Origin of the sequence: Ktedonospora formicarum (assembly GCF_016587355.1) — a bacterium.
In the GTDB taxonomy this organism is placed as follows: domain Bacteria; phylum Chloroflexota; class Ktedonobacteria; order Ktedonobacterales; family Ktedonobacteraceae; genus Ktedonobacter; species Ktedonobacter formicarum.
Window position 1 is genome coordinate 114,795 of the sequence record NZ_BNJF01000006.1, and the last position, 14,317, is coordinate 129,111.

The 14,317-nt window shown below is 51.8% G+C and carries 13 protein-coding genes; 7 read left to right on the forward strand and 6 right to left on the reverse strand.

Annotation, left to right across the window (positions count from 1 at the left end; genetic code table 11):
* Nucleotides 1-18: 18 nt before the first annotated feature.
* Both K3T82_RS38515 and K3T82_RS38520 read right to left on the reverse strand, forming a co-directional pair.
* Nucleotides 19-2,988: a tetratricopeptide repeat protein gene (locus K3T82_RS38515; protein ID WP_220198822.1), complete on the reverse strand. Its 2,970-nt coding sequence runs from the start codon at nt 2,986-2,988 to the stop codon at nt 19-21.
* 140 nt (nt 2,989-3,128) lie between these two features.
* Nucleotides 3,129-4,655 carry a CHAT domain-containing protein gene (locus K3T82_RS38520; RefSeq protein ID WP_220198823.1) on the reverse strand — a complete coding sequence of 509 codons (1,527 nt, stop codon included), beginning with the start codon at nt 4,653-4,655 and terminating at the stop codon, nt 3,129-3,131.
* A gap of 959 nt (nt 4,656-5,614) precedes the next feature.
* On the opposite strand from K3T82_RS38520, the gene K3T82_RS38525 reads away from it, so the two are divergent.
* From K3T82_RS38525 to K3T82_RS38535, 3 genes are all read left to right on the forward strand, one after another.
* Nucleotides 5,615-5,932 carry a hypothetical protein gene (locus K3T82_RS38525; RefSeq protein ID WP_220198824.1) on the forward strand — a complete coding sequence of 106 codons (318 nt, stop codon included), beginning with the start codon at nt 5,615-5,617 and terminating at the stop codon, nt 5,930-5,932.
* Nucleotides 5,933-5,962: 30 nt separating this feature from the next.
* Nucleotides 5,963-6,553, forward strand: coding sequence for a hypothetical protein (locus tag K3T82_RS38530; RefSeq protein WP_220198825.1), 591 nt, complete (start codon nt 5,963-5,965; stop codon nt 6,551-6,553).
* 554 nt (nt 6,554-7,107) lie between these two features.
* Nucleotides 7,108-7,566 (forward strand): GNAT family N-acetyltransferase, encoded by a 459-nt coding sequence (locus K3T82_RS38535; RefSeq protein ID WP_220198826.1) that lies wholly within the window; start codon nt 7,108-7,110, stop codon nt 7,564-7,566.
* A gap of 571 nt (nt 7,567-8,137) precedes the next feature.
* On the opposite strand, the gene K3T82_RS38540 is transcribed toward K3T82_RS38535, so the two are convergent.
* Both K3T82_RS38540 and K3T82_RS38545 read right to left on the reverse strand, forming a co-directional pair.
* The gene (locus K3T82_RS38540; protein WP_220198827.1) at nt 8,138-8,881 is read right to left on the reverse strand and encodes a pentapeptide repeat-containing protein; all 744 of its coding nucleotides are present in this window, start codon (nt 8,879-8,881) and stop codon (nt 8,138-8,140) included.
* 556 nt (nt 8,882-9,437) lie between these two features.
* Nucleotides 9,438-10,004 carry a GNAT family N-acetyltransferase gene (locus K3T82_RS38545; protein ID WP_220198828.1) on the reverse strand — a complete coding sequence of 189 codons (567 nt, stop codon included), beginning with the start codon at nt 10,002-10,004 and terminating at the stop codon, nt 9,438-9,440.
* A 157-nt stretch (nt 10,005-10,161) separates the two neighbouring features.
* Here K3T82_RS38545 and K3T82_RS38550 point away from each other — a divergent pair, with 157 nt between their 5' ends.
* The 3 genes from K3T82_RS38550 to K3T82_RS38560 are packed head-to-tail and all read left to right on the forward strand — an operon-like array spanning nt 10,162 to nt 11,376.
* Nucleotides 10,162-10,728 carry a helix-turn-helix domain-containing protein gene (locus tag K3T82_RS38550; RefSeq protein WP_220198829.1) on the forward strand — a complete coding sequence of 189 codons (567 nt, stop codon included), beginning with the start codon at nt 10,162-10,164 and terminating at the stop codon, nt 10,726-10,728.
* A gap of 31 nt (nt 10,729-10,759) precedes the next feature.
* Complete coding sequence (locus tag K3T82_RS38555; protein ID WP_220198830.1) at nt 10,760-11,080, forward strand: transposase; 321 nt, start codon at nt 10,760-10,762, stop codon at nt 11,078-11,080.
* Nucleotides 11,077-11,376, forward strand: a complete 300-nt coding sequence (locus tag K3T82_RS38560) for an RNA-guided endonuclease InsQ/TnpB family protein (protein WP_220198831.1) — start codon at nt 11,077-11,079, stop codon at nt 11,374-11,376. The genes K3T82_RS38555 and K3T82_RS38560 overlap by 4 nt, the downstream gene beginning before the upstream one ends.
* A gap of 412 nt (nt 11,377-11,788) precedes the next feature.
* Here K3T82_RS38560 and K3T82_RS38565 read toward each other — a convergent pair whose 3' ends face one another.
* A complete protein-coding gene (locus K3T82_RS38565) occupies nt 11,789-12,475 on the reverse strand; it encodes a hypothetical protein (RefSeq protein WP_220198832.1) in 687 nt (228 codons plus the stop codon).
* Between the two features lie 302 nt (nt 12,476-12,777).
* Between K3T82_RS38565 and K3T82_RS38570 the strand changes: the two genes are divergently transcribed.
* A complete protein-coding gene (locus K3T82_RS38570; RefSeq protein WP_420799390.1) occupies nt 12,778-13,443 on the forward strand; it encodes a hypothetical protein in 666 nt (221 codons plus the stop codon).
* A gap of 245 nt (nt 13,444-13,688) precedes the next feature.
* On the opposite strand, the gene K3T82_RS38575 is transcribed toward K3T82_RS38570, so the two are convergent.
* Entirely contained in the window at nt 13,689-14,315 is a 627-nt protein-coding gene (locus tag K3T82_RS38575) for a TetR/AcrR family transcriptional regulator (protein WP_220198833.1), read from the reverse strand.
* Nucleotides 14,316-14,317 lie beyond the last annotated feature (2 nt).

The window sequence follows — 14,317 nt, forward strand, 5'->3', positions numbered from 1 at the left end:
ATTAGCAGCTTAATTTTTTTACAGGCTCTCAGGGGGGAGCGTGGGTGGCTGGACTTCTCCTTGAACCGCTATCAATCTCTGCTGTATCAACATCTCGAGTTTGTGGATATCTTCTATTACGACTCCTCTTCCATCTAGTAGAAAACTATGGTGCTCTACTAACTGCCGAGCCTGTTGTACATACTGTAATGATTTGTATATGTTTTCAGGGTCCGTATCATTCGCGAGAATGTTTATCATGCTAAAGAGCGTGGAACCTTGATTGGTGTAGTTGTCAACCTCACGGTTGATGGAGAGGGCTTGCTCATAGTACGAGAGGGCCTGTCGAAGTTGACCAGCATCTCGATACACTTTAGCCATAGCTTCGATGGTAATTGCTTCGGATAATCGATTGTTAATCCCTCGCCAGATGTGGAGGGCTTGCTCATAGTACGAGAGGGCCTGTTGTGGCTGGCCTGTGGCTTGGTAGGCGTTCGCAATACGGTGGAGTATAGTCGCTTCGCCGTCACGATCAGCGATTTCGCGTCTGATGGAGAGGGCTTGCTCATAGTACGAGAGGGCCTGTTGCGTTTGGCCTGTGGCTTGATAGATATTTGCTATATCTCCGAGAGTGCTTGCTTCGCCAGCAAGATCAACGATCTCACGCCAGATGTGGAGTGCTTGCTCATAGTACGAGAGGGCCTGTTGTGGCTGACCTGTGGCTTGATAGATGCCAGCTATTTTGTTGAGGGTATGCGCTTCACTGTCACGATGGATGATCTCACGACTGAAGGAAAGAGATTGCTCATAAAGTGAGAGGGCCCGTTGCGGCTGGCCTAGTTCCCGATAGACGTCAGCCATACCCAGGAGTGTGGACACCTCACCACCACGATTGCCGATCTCGCGTAGGATAGGAAGAGCTTGCTCATAATACGAGAGAGCCTGTTGTTGTTGACCAATGATTCGATAGGCATTAGCAATATAGTTAAAGGAAAGAGCTTCGCCAGCCCGATTAGCGCTCTCACGGTTGATGGAGAGAGCCTGCTCAAAGAGCGAGAGGGTACGTTGAGAATGGCCCATGGTCAGATATGAGAAAGCCATACCAAGAAGAGGGGGCACCTCGCCAGCCCGATTAGCGCTCTCACGGTTGATGGAAAGAGCTTGCTCAAAGAGTGAGAGGGCCTGTTGTTGTTCGCCCAGATTCTGGTATACCTGGCCCATCTTGACGAGGGTAAGAGCTTCGCCAGCGCGATTGCCGCTTTCCTGTCTGATAGGGAGAGCTTGCTCATAATACGAGAGGGCCTGTTGTGGCTGACCCATGCTTCGATAGATGTTACCCAGATCGTGTAAGGTGCTTGCTTCTCGAGCGCGATTGCCGCTTTCGCGTCTGATAGGGAGAGCTTGCTCATAGTATGAGAGAGCCCGTTGTGGTTGACCCATGCTTCGATAGATGTTACCCATAGCTTCGAGCGTGTGCGCTTCGCCGTTACGATTAGTGATCTCACGGTTGATGGAGAGGGCCTGCTCATAGTACGAGAGAGCCCGTTGTGGCTGACCCATGGTTAAATAGACATTCCCCATATCCTCGAGGGTGCGCGCTTCGCCGTCACGATCAACGATTTCGCGGCTGGTGGAGAGGGCTTGCTCATAGTACGAGAGAGCCCGTTGCAGTTGGCCTAGTTTTTGATATAACCGCCCCATATCGTTGAGAGTGCTTGCTTCGGCAGTGCGATCAGTGATTTCGCAACTGATGGGGAGGGCTTGCTCATAGAGTGAGAGTGCTTGCTCATAGAATGTGTCACGCTGTGGCTGACCCATATTTTGATATAAAAAGCCCATCAGGTCGAGAGTGCTTGCTTCACCATCATGATCAGCGATTTCGCGTCTGATGGAGAGAGCCTGCTCATAGTGCGGGAGGGCTCGTTGTGGCTGGCCCATGAATTGATACGTAAAAGCCATATTTTCGAGGATAGTCGCTTCGCCATCGCGATCAGTGATTTCGCGTCTGATGGAGAGAGCTTGCTCAAAGAATGAGAGAGCCCGTTGTAATTGGCCCATGTTTCGATAGATGCCAGCCATTTTGCCGAGAGTGTGCGCTTCACCGTCATGATCGGCGATTTCGCGGCTGATGGAGAGTGCTTGCTTATAGAGTGAGAGCGTGCGTTGTGGCTGGCCCATAGTTTGATAGATGTCAGCCATTTTGTTGAGGGTGCGTGCTTCACCGTCACGGTCAGCGCTTTCGCGTCTGATGGGGAGAATTTGTTCATAAAGCATGAGGGCCTGTTGTAGCTGCCCCATAGCTTGATAGAGAACGGTCAAATGATCGAGTATCTGTAACTCGAGTGGCCGATCGTATCCCTGCACTTCTTCCAATACTTCTTCGAAGATAGTTCGTGCTTCATCTGGTTTTCCTAAGCGATAAAGGATCCATGCCCAATGTGTTTTGTATGTATTTTGTTTGGCAACATCAGCGTAACGTATTCCTTGTTCCAGATCCTTTTCAATTTGTTGCACGAAAGCAATGGCGAGAGCGTTCTGGTGGGTATCATAATACGCCCAGCCCGTTATTTCTTCGTACAGTTCACTGTAGCGATGAAATAACTCTTTCTGTGGCATTGTGCTATGCATATACGTCTGAATATACGGGCGTGTGGTTGGCAAAAGATGATAGAGATCATGTGTGCCATCATGTGCTGTGATTGTGATACGAGCCAATAATCCACGTTGCCAGAGGGTCTTCAGGTGCGTGCGTATTGGTGAGGGCAACGTAGCTGTGTCTTCTGTATCTGAGCAGAAAATGTTGTGGGCGAATTCTGGCAAGAACGGTGCTTGAAAAATCCAAAGATTACTGAGCAGACTGCGCAATTCATGATCTAAGTAGCGGATACTGGTTTCAATGCTCGCATAGAGTTTGCGATGTCGGTGTTCCTCATCAACATAGGTATTTTCGGCGTGAACTAATTGTTCTTCATATTGTTGGATAAAGGTTTTCAGAGAAAGTTTGCTCACGTTGAATGCGCCTGCAAGCAGGCGAAGAGCCAGTGGGTGCCCTTCTATTTTCTTACTGAGTTCCTGAGCCTCATCTTTGCCAATTGCTTCTAGACGTTCAGGGGCATGTTGCCTAAAGAGGAGTGCTCCCTCTTCTGCGGTTAAGCCCCCAATTCATGGGTTATTTCATTTGGCCAACCCAGTTGGATGCGTGAATTGATGAGCAGATTCACCGATGTATTTGCCAACTGTTGCAGAAATTGAGTGAGTAGAATAGCCTGGGAATTATTAGTCTCAATGGCCTCGACGAGCGTTTCAGCATTATCTAGCACCAACAGGATACGTCTTGAGGCAAGGGAGCGTAAGATTTGGCGTTCCAGGTCCTCTAGATGAGGAATCTCTTGGATATCAATCCCCAGAAATTGAGCTAGTTCATTTACAAAGCGTGGGCGATCGGGAAGTGGATCGAGCATAATGCCCCAGACACCACCCGACCAGGCATAGGCAAAGCGTTCAATCGCCTCACGAGCCAGCGAGGTCTTGCCCTGTCCACCGCTACCACAGATGGTGAGAATGCGTGGCCGATTGTTGCCAGTGAGCAGGTTCCCCAGACGCTTCAGATCATCTGTGCGACCCTGAAAGGTTCCGATTGCACGGGCTATACTACTTACTTCGATGCGTGGTTGATGTTCATCTATGTACGGTGTGCCAGCACGCTGCACAAAGCCACCTGTTGGTGTTGCTAGAGACGTATAGAGGACCGGGACACCGACTGTCCACGTTCGGGGTCTCTTGGCCAGGCAACGACGGGAACGCAACAAGGCTTCTTCAACGGAGGCACCTTGTGCCAGTTCCGTATAGAATATGCGGGAAAACACGAGGGCATCATCATCATAAATGCGGAAACGCATACCAAGCGCATATGGGACGTTGGCTTTGACGAGAGACGCCGCCAGATTGCTGAACGCTGTTGGTCCAGGTGAGGCGCTCACACAAGCATTGAGCGTGATGAGAAACGTGGTGTCACGTATGCGGGAGATCAATTGTTCCGTGTCAACGAGATCCAGATCTCCATTTTCTTTCTCAAAGTGGAGGAATGCTCCATCCTTTACCTGTCCTCCATGTCCCATAAAGTGCAGAACGCGTTGATGTGTATTGGCAAGCAGGCTGCGCACTTGTTGTAAGGTGGGAGGACGAACACGCTCCAGAGTGATGTTGAATGGGAGTGGGTCGATACTCTCTTTGAGATACTCCCACTCCGCATCGATATTGAGTGGTTCAACCAGAGGACTCAATGGATTTGAAGGAACGGCCACGATATGCAATGCTGTCTCGAGAACAGGTGGCGAGAGACGTTGTTCTATGGGAAGCCCGCGCACAAAAGGTACTTCGAGGACTAGAAAGCCAGTGGGACCATAAAGATATTCCCAGGGCAGAGTATCGAGATCATCATCTGTCGCTACCAGCACAATGCGTTCTGGGCGCGTATTCAACGATTGCCGTGCTAGGGAGTCTGTAGGGAAGAGAGCACGAAAGAGGAGTTGTCCATACCTGATCGGATCATGAGTGATGCGTTCAAACCAATGACCAAGAAGCCGTAATGGTTGCAGGTCAAAGGTGTGGGAGGTGTGATTATCGCAGGTGACGTGGACCTGATAATCTTTTCGTTGGGTAAGTACGAGTTCCATCTCGACTCTCTTTCATTGTTCCTCTGTAGACTAGCACATTGACAAGAAGGTCAATAGACCCAATAGATCATAATGTATTTACTACATGCGTTGATACGCATGTAGTATAACGCTGTTATCCGATAAAAGTCAAAACAGGAGCAATCCAGTCCACAGTGATATTAGCGCAGCCTATGACCTTATTATTCTGGTTTACCACCTACACATATACGGGGGAGCGCTGTAGGATAGACGACTGGCAAGGTGTCCTTGCGGATCCTTTTCCATCAAAAATGGAACAAAAACGCATCCCAATAGTTCGAGACATTTTTGGCCCTTTTCCTGTAGAAAATGTCTCGAACGTTCGGGATCTTTTATCTTACTGCCTCAATGCTTTAAGGAGCCTGTCATGTAGCCGGAAGGGTGGTACAAAGAAATGCATGTGTCACATGTATATGTGACACCACTCTCTGTAGATGGTGCATAATGACGCGATTTGGCATGGGATACAGCTCAAACCCATATCGACGAATATGCATTTCTTGGGTATAACTGAGGATAGTGATGATGCTATTCGTCAATGGCACGAATAGATCCTGACTGCGTTCAGGGTGGCTTTGTCGCTTCACAATGAAGGGCAAGGAAGTGGGTCTTGTCACTACCATCGCCTGGCTCCGCTCTCTCGTCGCGGAGTCAGATCTTGTGACCCACGAACTAGCGGTGTGCTGTTGAGTCGCTCTGGCACACCACTGGTCTGGTGACACTCCACGCGAGATGTGTTGAGTCGCTCCACTGGCCGCGTGGGATCTGGCGATTGTTCTCGGACAGGTTGTGTTCGAGATGTGAGAGAGACCGAAAGGAGGTGCAACCAACCCAGACTCAGAGCATGGCTCTGAGTAGACCAGCAACCATTGTTGCCTGGTCTGATGGGTCTGTCTCCTTTCGGCCTCATTGTTTTCATTCGAAAGGAATCGGACCCTATGAGTCGTGCCTCCTCTGCTGCTGAATGTCCCTGTGGCGCTACCTGTACGGCAGAAGGTACCCTGCGCGAAATGATGGAGACGATGGAACAGTACCACTGTTTTGAGCGGGAAGATGTCTCCATTGCCACCATTTTGACCGATCTCCAATATACGGCAACCGTGATGGACACCTGCCTGCACCACTGGTCTGAAGCGGTCCAGACGTGCGAGACTGGCAGAGCCAACCTGGCACTTGGGACTGGAACGTATCTACGTCCAAGCGTTCCAACCCGTGCGCTTGTAGAACGGGAAGAACGCGCGCTTCAACGATGGTAGGAGAGCGAACGTCGACAGTGGGAACATCGCTTGAGACAGGTCAAACATGGCATCGCGTCTCACCGTTCCTATCTTGAGACGCTGCGTTCCCGGTTCCATCTAGATGCGCAGTGCCTTCCACGCTGTCTTCATGGGCTCAGTCACGTTATTGAAGCGCGTGAACTCCTGCTAGAACAGCTTTCACAAACCTACTTCTCCAATCAGGAGATGCATGCTCGCTGGGAGGAGCAATGGACTCGGGAGAGCGCACGCCTGGAGCATGAGATTGCACAGGTGCCTCATGCCTATCAAGCAGGCATCCAATTGGGACAAAGCCAGCAGGTGCGTTTCATTCTCACTGGTATCAACAAACCCGTTCCCCAGACGCACCTTCAGTCTCACTATACGCTCCGCGTTCTGGAGCGGCAACTGGATCTCTCATCGCAACATGCCAGGCGTTTTCTGACCCTGCGGCGTGAGACCTGGACATTGTTTATTCAGCGCACAGAGATCGAGTCGCATATGACGGTCCTGACGGCACTGCTGGAACAGTGGTACCAACTCCAAGGCACACTTGAGCAACCAGCGTCCGTCGATCTCGCATCACTTTGTGCGTTAATCCTCTCGTCGTTTACCATCTAACGTTCATACCAATCACCAATGGATGAGGCAGAGACAGCCTCGCCCATTGGTGTTTTTTGTGTCCTGAGTCCCTTGCTCCCATTGCGTTCTGCGCGGTGGGGCAAGGGCTTTTTTCTACCCGAAAGGAGCCAATGGTATGCAGCGTCACTGCTGTCGTAGTCCTCCCTCTGCATAGAGCTGTTTCCCATCTCCGACGTTTCTTGTTGTTGTGTTTCTTCCCAAAGGAGATTTCTTTGTATGCGATATCTGGCATCCAGGCGACCGGTTGGCTACTGGTTTGCGCTTCTCTTGCTCCTGATCTGGTGCAGCCTGTGGTTCTTGTCGTTTGCCTGAATAATTGGATCTGGCTCATTTGTGGTGATAGATGAGCTTATGTTGTTATTCTCTCCCAATCCATGTATTTAGGCCTTTGTCTCTTCGCTAGCTATTAAAAAATTATTGCAAAAAGAATGAGATTTGCATCTCAGAGCATTTGTCACCTACTTCTGATTGCTGCTATAATTGCATTTACATAAATATGCACATATTGATGAAATGCATATAGGAGGTTCTGAATGATACATGTGCGTCCCTATGTTGAGACTGATCGTGAGTTTGTGCTTGGCTTGTCGCCGCGCCTGACGATTGGTATGCCTGCCTGGCGTGATCGGGAGACATGGCTCGCGACATTCCAGAACTGGATTACAGGCAGCATTGACCAGCACCAGCAGGAGAAAGCAATGGTCTTCGTGGCCGAAGACGAGCAGCAAGAGCGACTTGGGTTTGTCTGTGTTGATCCCAGTACCCACTTTACAGGCGAACCGCAGGCAGACATCGGCGAACTGGTCGTCAGCGAAGCAGAGGAGGGACGTGGCGTGGGAAAAGCCCTGCTCCAAGCATGTGAGCAATGGGCGCAAGAGCAGGGCTATCGGTTTATCTCCTTAGCAACCGGGGCTGCCAATGAGCAGGCGCTCGGTTTTTACCGGCATTTGGGCTATCTCGACGAAGACGTGAAGCTGGTCAAACCCCTGTAGTATTGTGTCCGTTCCAACACGTTAGTGATTTGTCGCTTGCGCAGGAGATATTGCCAGACACCTTCTCTCCCACAAATGGATCTGTTTCACTTTTGAGATCTCTTTCGTCAGTACGAGTGACGTTCTTGATTTCAAGAAGCAAATGTTGCCAGGGGAATACACTCATCCTTCACCAAAAGCGGGACAGATCCAACAATTTTCCGTGTCTATGCCATAACTTTTCGCGGTATTAGCAAAATTGAGATGCAAAACAGGCGTGCTCTGCCTTATATCTTTTCCTCGCGTCCCCAAGGGACCATTGACGAGCATAATCCTCCTGTCACAGATGTCATTTCCTTACAGGACGCTCGCAACATCTGCCAAAAACGAAAAGAAATGCGTCGGAATCGGACCTGTTTCATGGTAGACATGATGTGGTGGGCAATGCTTCTGGTGAGACAAGCAAGACGTGTCTCGGCTTCGAGCAAGGAGATGCTGGAAAGCCTGGTGGTGGAAGGAAGTGCAGAGCAACGGTCGGTTGGCGTCGGCAGGTGAAGGGATGTCTCTCGCGCGAACATCCCTTCACTGTCTCTTAGAGTCCTATGGCTCCTTCGGTGTGAGTTCCTTGCAGGTTGGCTTCTGTGAGGTTGGCTCCGGTGAGGTTGGCATATTCAAGGTCGGCTCCGGTGAGGTCGGCTCCCCAGAGGTTGGCTCCGGTGAGGTCGGCATATTTAAAGTTGGTAAAAGTGAGATGGGCGTAAGTGAGGTCGGCTTGAGAGAGGTTGGCTTCATAGAAGTTGGCTCCAGAGAGGCTGGCATGAGAGAGGTTTATTCTGGAGAGGTTGGATCTGGAGAGGTTGGAATCTTGGAGGTCGGCATATTCAAGGTTGGCTCCAGAGAGGTTCATTCTGGAGAGGTTCATTTGTTGCAATATGACTCTACGGATGTCAGCATATTCAAGGTTAGCTCCGGTGAGGCTGGCTCCTTCGAAGTTGGCGTCCCAAAGGGTGGATTTAGAGAGGTCGGCTTGAGAGAGGTTGGCTCCAGAGAGGTTGGTTGATTTGAGGTTGGCTCCAGAGAGGTTGGTTGATTTGAGGTTGGCTCCAGAGAGGTTGGCTTCGATGAGGTTGGCTCCAGAGAGGTTGGCTTCACGGAGGTCGGCTCCGGTGAGGTCGGCTTCGATGAGGTTGGCTCCAGAGAGGTTGGCTTCACGGAGGTTGGCTCCAGAGAGGTTGGCTTCGATGAGGTCAGGGGTAATCGATGGATTCTGCTCTCTCCAGGCATTCCATACACCCACTCCCTGTTTGAGAAGATCAACTTGTTCCTGATTCGCCATATCGTGCGCGCTCCTTGTTTCTTTGGTTCTTGCAAGACAAAAATGCGCCTCTGTCCATAGAGGCATTATCGTCTTTTCAGTATATCATAGGCAGATAGCTCAAAGCAGCATGTTGTCCATCCACGCTCACGGGGAAAGTTGCTTACAGAGGTCGGAGCAGGTACCACCTGACTTTTTTGTCCGGGTGTGGCTGCACCCCGAATCTGTACATCATCTCAGGATGTTTCCGCCACTGTGTGTGCTGCTCTGGGTAAGGGATGTGCTGGCGAGGTTTCCGCCTTCAAATCCCCGCACGAAGGATTATATGGCAGAAAATCGTGTGTTTTCGTTTGCGAGAGGACAGCCTCGGTCGAGAAAAACTGTTTCATGCTGCCTAAAAATTTTATCTGGCAGAAATTCGGTGTCTCTCACTCCCCTTTTCTGGCTTCTCTGGCTAGTTTGTAAAGATTTAGTCGAAAAGATATTCGCCTGTCAAACCGCAGTTTTATGGATCTGGCACGCTTCTGGTGAACCACAGGAGTCGGTTGGTCGAAGGGCGAGCCGTTTTAGAAGCTGTTTAGCGGACCTGCTCTCCTTGCTTGTTCCCGCCTTGATAGTCCTCAGCCAGTAATCCATAGTCGAACAGGTCAACAAAATGCGTCTCAAGGAAGTAGGCTTGCCGTTTGATGCCCTCACGCTGCATCCCTACTTTTTCCAACACGCGAAGAGAAGCCACGTTGAAAGGTAACACAAGCGCTTCCAACCGATGCAACGCTAATTGGCTGAAAGCAAAGCGGATCAGAGTATGAATGGCTTCAGTGGCATATCCTTTTCCCCAAGCATGACGGGCCAAAGCGTACCCAATCTCGGCATTGCGGTGCTGCTGCCTGTATTTGAGCAAATCGCATCGACCAATCATGGTTTGATCCTCTTTGATCTCAATCGCCCAACTCCATTGATCCCCTCTGCCGTATCCCTCAAGCATCTCTGCAATCTCTTCGTGAGACTCCTCTACGGTTGTGAGCGGAGGCCACATGCCCAAGCGAGCAATTTCGGGGTCAGAGGCATATGCAAACAAGGCTGATGCATCATCCAGCTGGAAAGGGCGTAAACGCAAACGAGCCGTTTCTAGGAGCTCAATCATACTGACTTCCTCTTCTTTTCTTTATCTTTCACGTTCTCTCCCTCTTTTCATGCGCCGGCAAGGATGCTGATCTGCTTGTGCGACAAAGCATGGAGTACTCGTTGACACAAGAGGGGGCATAATTTGTATTCAAGAATACGGACAAAAAAGGGCAAACATGGACAGATCCTCCCTTGAAACAGCAGCGACTTTGTGGTATATTTGTTCTACATTCATCGCAGAGGAAGAAGAGCAGAAGATGGTACGTGGCTACCGAGGAGAACTTGATCTCAATAACGCGCAACAGACACTCTGTCGCAAACATGCCGGGGCCGCTCGCTGGGCGTATAATTATGGTCTTCGCCGCAAACAAGAGGCCTACAAAGCTGGGCAGAAAACGCCCACCGCCATCGATCTGCATCGCGAGATCAATGCTCTCAAGCCCTCTGAGCCTTGGATGCGCGAGGTCAGCAAGTGCGCCTTCCAAGAGGCTTTGCGTGACCTGGATGCCGCCTTCAAGCACTTCTTTCGCAAGTGCCGGCTCAAAAAGGGGGGTGCATGGAAAGGCTCGTGTGGCTATCCCCGCGCGCAAAAGCCGGAAGAAGGCCATCGGTGGTGCCCGCTTCACCGGGAGCATTCGGGTGTCTGCGGGTGCCATCCAATTGCCTCGTTTGGGAATGCTCCGACTCAAAGAGCACGGCTATTTCCCTCTGGATGGCAAGATCAGCAGCGCCACCATCCATGAGCAAGCAGGCAGGTGGTTTGTCTCGATCTGTGTGCACGAGGAAGCGAAAGACCCCCAGCCAGCCACAGGCGACGTGATTGGCGTTGACCTCTTGATCAAGCAGCTGGCGACCCTCTCTGATGGACGCACCTTCGAGAACCCCAAGGCACTGCGCAAGAAACTCACGATGTTACAATGCCTCTCGCGGCGCCAGAGTCGCAAGGCCAAAGGATCACGCAATCGCCAGAAAGCGCGCGCAGCGCCTCTCACGGATGCACGCTCGGATCGCCAACGTGCGCCAAGACGCTTTGCACCAAGCAACCGCCCAGATCGTGGCGAGAACCCGCGCCCGATCAAGAGCGGCCGCGTGTGATCGTCTTAGAGGATTTGCATATTGCAGGCATGCTCAAGAACCGCAGGCTGGCTCGAGCGATTGCCGATGTGGGCATGTACGAGTTCAAGCGGCAGATGCTCTACAAAGCCGAACAGGTAGGGGTGCAGGTGCTGCTGGCCTCGCGCTGGGAACCTTCTTCAAAAACCTGTTCCCGTTGTGGTTGGGTCAATGAGGCGCTCACCCTTTCAGATCGGGTCTTTGTCTGCCTGGAATGTGGAAACGTACAAGACCGAGATGCCAATGCCGCCAACAATCTCGCGGCATTGGCACAATGAACGTGGCGTACCGCAAGTTCTGCGGGAAGTGACGCCTGTGGAGCAGGTGTAAGACGAGCGAAAGGCTTGCTCTCTGCATTGAAGCAGGAACCGAACATTGTGTATAGCCTGTCTATATATGGGTAAGTTTCGGAGAACGGCAAGCGATCGCAGTTAATGGGCTCAGGCTGTTGAAAAAAAATTGTTGAGCTTATATGGAATGTATGAGCTTAACGGCGCAAAGGACTTGCCTGAAGGAGTTTTCGGTTGCGCTTGAGCCGAATGAGGACTTGACACCCCAACTGCTTGCACCGGATGCGACAAGGTTTTTTGCATGAGTCAGCATCCAGGCAAGAGTGGGTGCGGCAAGCTTTTTTGCACGCAGGTGCACGACCTCTTTGTGTTATACTAGTGGCCTGAGTCTATCGGTCTGTCACCCATCGATCAAAAAATCTACTCGTACGCGAGTAGGTAGGTGACCGGGTTCTGGTTCATCCCCGTACGCAGTTCCTTTGTGTGTGTCAGTACGTTGAGACATCGCGGAGGATACAGGAGGAACCGCGAGATGAGTTGGCCACTTGTCTCTCTCTGATGAACCTCCTTCAGCACAACACAGAAGGAGAGGCCAAATCGATTGCTCTGTGTCCTGCACCATCCAACCGATTTCACGGAAGGGGAGGTCGCCATGCCCATGCGCGACCTTGAGAACGCGATTCGCAAAATGAAGGCGAAGTTCCAACAGGCGAGGGATGCGGCCCGCGAGACGGGCGACACCGCGTTGGCCGACGCACTGGACGGCCTGCTTGGCGCACTGGACGAACTGCTCAACGTACTGCAGCCGTCCACCGCGCGAGAGGCCATCGGCGACAAGCTGCGGGAGGCACGTGAAAAGCTGCTCGCGGTAACAGAGTTGATGCTCCAGATGAATGGTCCGGACATCCCGGCGATACTGCACGAGCCACTGGGTGACGCAGTGAACCGATGGGCGCGCGTGCATCGCGACGCGCTCACGTGGACCTGATCCGGGCTTCCTCCTCCGCTCCTCGCGGAAGAGCACGACACTGAGCAAGACGAGCGCGGGTGGATTCGCGACGTGTACACGCCAACCTGGCGCGTGCATGGCGCAGTCTGCCCGCGTTTTGTTGATCTCTTCCTCTTGTATTATCCCTTTCGCTTTCTTAGAATCTCTTCGTTGTTGGAACTGTCTGAGCGCTTGCTTTTTTGCGTTTGTTCAAGGTATTTCCTCTTGCTCGATCTTCACGGGTCTGCGAAGGAAGGCTGTTGGGAGGTCAAATTAGACCGATAGATTGCTTCTGATTTCGGCTTGTTCCTTGGGCTTTGACTCGCGCAAAAAAAACTTGTCGCACCCTCAAGAAGCAGGGCACGAAGAAGCGACAGTGGAAGCAGAGCAAGCGGTACCAGATGACCAAGCGGCGCAAGGCGACCAAAGAGCGCAAGCTGGCAGCACACCGCAAGAGCCTGCATGGCCGCACGGTCCATGAGGTGATGGCGCTGGGCAGCACCATCATCCTCGAAAAGATCTCCTACAAGGCATGGCAGAAACGTTTTGGTACAAGTGTGGGACTGCGAGCACCAGGAATGTTTGTAGCATTTTTGAGGCACACCGCCGTGCCCCTCTGGGGGTTGCAAGCACGGGCGGCACTCTGGTGGCGCGTTCCCACACGCACCACGGCACTGAGCCAGTGGTGTCATGGCTGTGGCACAAAGGTCAAGAAGCCGCTCTCTGAACGATGGCACCAGTGCGAGTGTGGCGTGGGTCCCGTGCAACGTGATCTGTATTCTGCTTTCCTGGCCTCCTCCCTTGATCCAGCAGATCCCATCCCCTCGTGTGCCCGATACCAGCCGTATTGGGAAGGTGCGGAAGCGCGCCTGCGGGCAGCACACGAGCGTCTCATCCAACGTGCGAAAGAGGGGCAGGTCCTGCCCCGAAGCTTGGGTCTGACTCGAGCCAGAGCGCGTCTGCCCAAAAGTTCAGAGGTTCGGCCCACGCTTCCAATTCTTCACCCTCGAGGAGAAGAACTGGAAGCGTGGGCCGAACCTCTGGAACCCCCGCTGCTTGAGCACTGACACTTACACACAAATCTAAAAGCTTGCAGAAGATCCTCAGCATGATGCAAGGGAAAGGTGGTGAAAAATCACCACTTTGAGACACACTGATGTGCTTTCAGCTAGGCGAGGCAAGCGGCGTTTTCACTGTTCGCCTGTCTCCTATCGCGTGGGAAAAAACGAGGCACTTGTAGCGCCTCGTTTCCGTGTTCTTTCTCAAGATCACATAGTTGTGTGTAAGTATCAGTGCTTGAGCACGGGGAGCTTCAGTTTTCAGCTTGCTCTGATTCTTTCCCAGGCTCAAGTCCTTGAACAAGGACTTGGTGTATTCCTGACGACACAAGCATATGAAAGAACATGTGTGTTCGCTGCGGAGACCAGGACATCTCCGAATCAAGCCACCATTGCATGAGCGTGACGAATGTTCCAACAACGTAGGATGCTACTGCATCAAGAACATCTTCTTCATTCGAACGTGTCCATGTCGCTTGTAATTGTGTCCTCACGCGCATACGAAGTTGTTGCTGAAGCGTCTGCGTGAAAATTGTGACTGCGCCCCCTCGTAGCAGAGCCTGATAGTGGTGATAGTGAGTGGCAATATGCTCAAACAGCGCCAAGCTAGGCAACCAGACAGAAGGATCATGGGGATGCGATTTGGAGGATTGCTCGAATTGATTCCCTAGCGACTCGACAAGCCATTCCGCTTGGCTGGTGAGAAGATCTTCTTTATCCCAATAATGCTCATAGAAGGTTGATCGTCCAATATCTGCGCGCTCAAGGATGTCCTGGACTGTAATCGCATCATAACGCTTTTCAAGCAGCAATGCCACCAATGCCTCTCCTAAGAGTCGCTGTGTGCGTGTTGAGCGTCGATCTGTTTTCTTGTGCTTCATCG

Bases quoted from the DNA above. Each gene is read 5' to 3' on its own strand.
- K3T82_RS38565 (WP_220198832.1), bottom strand. From the start codon at position 12,475: ATGCACGCGCCAGGTTGGCGTGTACACGTCGCGAATCCACCCGCGCTC.
- K3T82_RS38545 (WP_220198828.1), bottom strand. From the start codon at position 10,004: ATGATTGAGCTCCTAGAAACGGCTCGTTTGCGTTTACGCCCTTTCCAG.
- K3T82_RS38575 (WP_220198833.1), bottom strand. From the start codon at position 14,315: ATGAAGCACAAGAAAACAGATCGACGCTCAACACGCACACAGCGACTC.
- K3T82_RS38540 (WP_220198827.1), bottom strand. From the start codon at position 8,881: ATGGCGAATCAGGAACAAGTTGATCTTCTCAAACAGGGAGTGGGTGTA.
- K3T82_RS38520 (WP_220198823.1), bottom strand. From the start codon at position 4,655: ATGGAACTCGTACTTACCCAACGAAAAGATTATCAGGTCCACGTCACC.
- K3T82_RS38550 (WP_220198829.1), top strand. From the start codon at position 10,162: ATGGACAGATCCTCCCTTGAAACAGCAGCGACTTTGTGGTATATTTGT.
- K3T82_RS38525 (WP_220198824.1), top strand. From the start codon at position 5,615: ATGAGTCGTGCCTCCTCTGCTGCTGAATGTCCCTGTGGCGCTACCTGT.
- K3T82_RS38570 (WP_420799390.1), top strand. From the start codon at position 12,778: ATGACCAAGCGGCGCAAGGCGACCAAAGAGCGCAAGCTGGCAGCACAC.
- K3T82_RS38535 (WP_220198826.1), top strand. From the start codon at position 7,108: ATGATACATGTGCGTCCCTATGTTGAGACTGATCGTGAGTTTGTGCTT.